This window comes from Streptomyces durbertensis (assembly GCF_014156695.1).
Lineage (GTDB): Bacteria > Actinomycetota > Actinomycetes > Streptomycetales > Streptomycetaceae > Streptomyces > Streptomyces durbertensis.
The window spans coordinates 1-3,636 of record NZ_WMLF01000500.1 but is presented as its reverse complement, the minus strand read 5'-3'; the positions used below and the strand labels follow the sequence as shown (position 1 = coordinate 3,636).

Genomic DNA, 3,636 nt, shown 5'->3' with positions numbered 1-3,636 from the left:
GGGAGGCGGGGGCGGTGTGGGCCCCGCGAACGGGCGGCGGTTCGTTCCGGTTCCTGTCCGCAGGTGGTGAATGTGTCGGCGGTACGTGCTGCCCGGAACGCACCTGCGTGATCATCGTTCAAGTAATCAATGCAGATTGCCGCACGGGGGACGTCTTCGACGGGCATTGGTGGGCGACTCGGGAGGGGTCTGGTGTTTCGTACGGGTTATCGCACGGTGTCTTGACACCCTGCAGGGTGTCCGCGAACCTTCAACCCATCACGACTGAGAGCGCTCCCAACGCACATTTCATCCCAAATCCCGTACGCTCGAGGAGGACCACATGGTGTTGCCGTCCGCCGCCTCCGCAAGACCAGCAAGACCCGTCACCCAGTCAGAAGCTGTCCGTCGCGGCCCGTTCGGCCGTCGACTCGGGACCCGTCGGCTCGCCGTCGTCCTGACCGCGGCGCTCGGCGCCGGACTGCTCGCCGGCTGCGCCTCGGACGGCGGCGACGCCGCCACCGCGAGCAACGGCAAGAAGAAGGTCACCCTCACGGTCGGGGTCTTCGGGGTCTTCGGCTACAAGCAGGCCGGGCTCTACGACGAGTACGAGAAGCAGAACCCGCACATCAAGATCAAGGAGAACTCGACCGAGCGGAACGAGGACTACTACCCCGCGCTCCTCAACCGGCTCTCCGCGGGCAGCGGCCTCGCCGACATCCAGGCCGTCGAGGTCAGCAACATCAACGAACTCGCCACCCTCCTGCCGGGCAGGTTCGTCGACGTCGGAAAGGCAGAGGGCGTCGACGAGGGCAGCTACCTGCCGTGGAAGTGGCAGCAGGCCAAGGCCGCCGACGGCCGGGTCATCGGACTGGGCACGGACATCGGGCCGATGGGCGTCTGCTACCGCAAGGACCTGTTCGCCAAGGCCGGACTGCCCACCGACCGCGCCGAGGTCGGCAAGCTGTGGGCGGGCGACTGGGCGAAGTACGTCGACGTCGGCGCCCGGTACACGGCGAAGGCGCCGAAGGGCACCGCGTTCATGGACGGCGCGGCCGGCCTCTACAACGGCTCTGTCTCCAGCTACGCGGAGAAGAACTACGCCGCCGACGGCACCCTCGTCTACAAGAAGAGCGAGGCGGTGCGCACCTCCTGGGACCTCGCGATGCGCGCCGTCGACGGGAAGATGACGGGCCGCCTCAAGCAGTTCGACACCGCGTGGGACCAGGGCTACGCCAACGGCACGTTCGCCAGCGTCGTCTGCCCTTCCTGGATGCTCGGCTACATCAAGGAGAAGGCCGGTGAGAAGAACGCCGGCCAGTGGGACGTGGCCGCCGCGCCGCGTCCGGCCAACTGGGGCGGCTCGTTCCTGACCGTGCCGGAGGCGGCGAGGAACAAGGACGAGGCCGTCAAGCTCGCGACCTGGCTGACCGCGCCGGAGCAGCAGGCCAGGCTCTTCCAGAAGCAGGCCAGTTTCCCCAGTTCGAGCCGGTCGCTGGAAATGCCGGAGGTCGCCGACGCCACCCACGAGTACTTCGCCGACGCGCCGATCGGCCGCATCTTCTCCGACGCGGCCAAGGGCATCCCGACGGCGATCCTCGGCCCGAAGGACCAGGTCATCGGCCAGAACCTCGTGGACGTCGGCATCCTGCAGGTCGAGCAGCAGGGGCGGTCGCCGAAGGACGCCTGGAACGCGGCCGTGAAGAAGATCGACGACGCGCTCGCCGACTAGGGCCGGACAGGCCCTGGCCGCCCTCGACGACCGAGCCCTCTTTGGGAGTCCCGCCGATGACCGTTCCCCTGAAGGCCGCGCCCTCCGCTCCGGCGGAGGGCGCGGGCCCGCCCCCCGAGGCCGACGCGGCCGGCAGACGCGCCCGCCGCCGGGCCGCCCGTCGCAGCCGCTGGTACCGGCGCGACACGAAGTGGAGCCCGTACGCGTTCATCGCGCCCTTCTTCGTGTTCTTCGCCGCCTTCGGCCTCTTCCCGCTGCTCTACACCGGTTGGGCGTCGCTCCACCGGGTCTCACTGCACTCGCCGACCGACATGGACTGGGCCGGCCTGCACAACTACACCCGGCTGCTGAAGGACGAGTACTTCTGGAACGCGCTGGGAAACACCTTCACCATCGGGGTGCTCTCCACGGTGCCGCAGCTGCTGATGGCGCTCGGCCTGGCGCACCTGCTCAACTACCGGCTGCGCGGCTCGATGTTCTTCCGGGTGGCCATGCTCACCCCGTACGCCACCTCGGTCGCCGCCGCCACGCTGGTCTTCGCGATGCTCTACGGGCGCGACTTCGGCATGGTCAACTGGGCGCTCGGGCTGGTCGGCGTGGACAACGTCGACTGGGAGAGCGGTACGTGGACCAGCCAGTTCGCCGTGTCCACGATCGTCATCTGGCGCTGGACGGGCTACAACACGCTGATCTACCTGGCCGCCATGCAGTCCGTGCCGAACGACCTGTACGAGTCGGCGGCGCTGGACGGCGCCTCCCGCTGGCAGCAGTTCGTGCACGTCACGATCCCGTCGCTGCGGCCGACGATCCTGTTCACCGTGGTCGTCTCCACCATCGGCGCCACCCAGCTCTTCGGCGAGCCGCTGCTGTTCGGCGGCTCGCAGACCGGCGGCGCCTCCCACCAGTACCAGACCCTCGGCCTGTACCTGTACGAGCAGGGCTGGTTCAACTACCACCTGGGCCGCGCCTCGGCGATCGCCTGGACGATGTTCCTGATCCTCATCCTCATCGGCCTGGTCTACTTCCTGGTGGCCAGGCGCCTGCAGAAGAGCCACTGAGGGGCGTCTGATGACCACCACCACTCCGCGCCCGCAGCGGCCGGCCCGTCATCTGCGGCCCGGGTTGTTCACCTACGCCGTGCTGGTCCTCTTCACGGTCGGCTCGCTCTTCCCGCTGGTGTGGACGGCGATCGCCGCCTCCCGGGACAACCAGCGACTCGCCGAGACACCGCCGCCGTTCTGGTTCGGCGCCAACCTGATGGACAACCTCCAGGTCGCCTGGAGCGACGCCAACATGGGGAAGGCGCTGGTCAACACCGTCTTTGTCGCCGGCACGGTGACGGTCTCCACCGTGCTGTTCGCCACGCTCGCCGGCTTCGCCTTCGCCAAGCTCCGCTTCCGGGGCCGGAACGTGCTGCTCATGCTGGTCATCGGCACGATGATGGTGCCGCCGCAGCTCAGCGTCGTGCCGCTGTTCATGGCGATCGCCGAACTCCAGTGGACCAACCAGCTCCAGGCCGTCATCCTGCCGATGATGGCCAGCGCGTTCGGCGTGTTCTTCATGCGTCAGTACCTGGTGAACGCGCTGCCCACCGAGCTGATCGAGGCGGCGAGGGTGGACGGCGCGCACAGTCTGCGCATCGTCTGGCACGTCGTCTTCCCGGCCGCCCGTCCGGCGATGGCGGTACTCGGCATGCTCACCTTCGTCCTGGCCTGGAACGAGTTCTTCTGGCCGATCATCGCGCTCACCCAGGACAACCCGACCGTGCAGGTCGCGCTCACCGGTCTGGGCCGGGGGTACATCCCCGACCAGTCCGTGATCATGGCCGGCGCGCTGCTCGGCACCCTTCCGCTGCTCGTGGCCTTCGCCCTGTTCGGTCGGCAGATCGTCGGCGGCATCATGCAGGGCGCCGTCAAGGGCTGACC

General features: G+C 68.4%; 3 protein-coding genes. All 3 read left to right on the top strand.

Going from position 1 to position 3,636, the window contains the following annotated elements:
• Positions 1 to 322: 322 nt before the first annotated feature.
• Genes GL263_RS23345 through GL263_RS23335 form a run of 3 tightly spaced genes read left to right on the top strand, consistent with a single transcriptional unit; the run spans position 323 to position 3,634 of the window.
• Positions 323 to 1,711: an ABC transporter substrate-binding protein gene (locus tag GL263_RS23345; protein ID WP_182857722.1), complete on the top strand. Its 1,389-nt coding sequence runs from the start codon at positions 323 to 325 to the stop codon at positions 1,709 to 1,711.
• 56 nt (positions 1,712 to 1,767) lie between these two features.
• Positions 1,768 to 2,769, top strand: coding sequence for a carbohydrate ABC transporter permease (locus GL263_RS23340; RefSeq protein WP_182857721.1), 1,002 nt, complete (start codon positions 1,768 to 1,770; stop codon positions 2,767 to 2,769).
• Positions 2,770 to 2,779: 10 nt separating this feature from the next.
• Positions 2,780 to 3,634 (top strand): carbohydrate ABC transporter permease, encoded by an 855-nt coding sequence (locus GL263_RS23335; protein WP_182857720.1) that lies wholly within the window; start codon positions 2,780 to 2,782, stop codon positions 3,632 to 3,634.
• Positions 3,635 to 3,636 lie beyond the last annotated feature (2 nt).

Excerpts from the sequence above, each read along its gene's own strand:
- GL263_RS23340 (WP_182857721.1), top strand. The coding sequence starts at position 1,768 with ATGACCGTTCCCCTGAAGGCCGCGCCCTCCGCTCCGGCGGAGGGCGCG.
- GL263_RS23335 (WP_182857720.1), top strand. The coding sequence starts at position 2,780 with ATGACCACCACCACTCCGCGCCCGCAGCGGCCGGCCCGTCATCTGCGG.
- GL263_RS23345 (WP_182857722.1), top strand. The coding sequence starts at position 323 with ATGGTGTTGCCGTCCGCCGCCTCCGCAAGACCAGCAAGACCCGTCACC.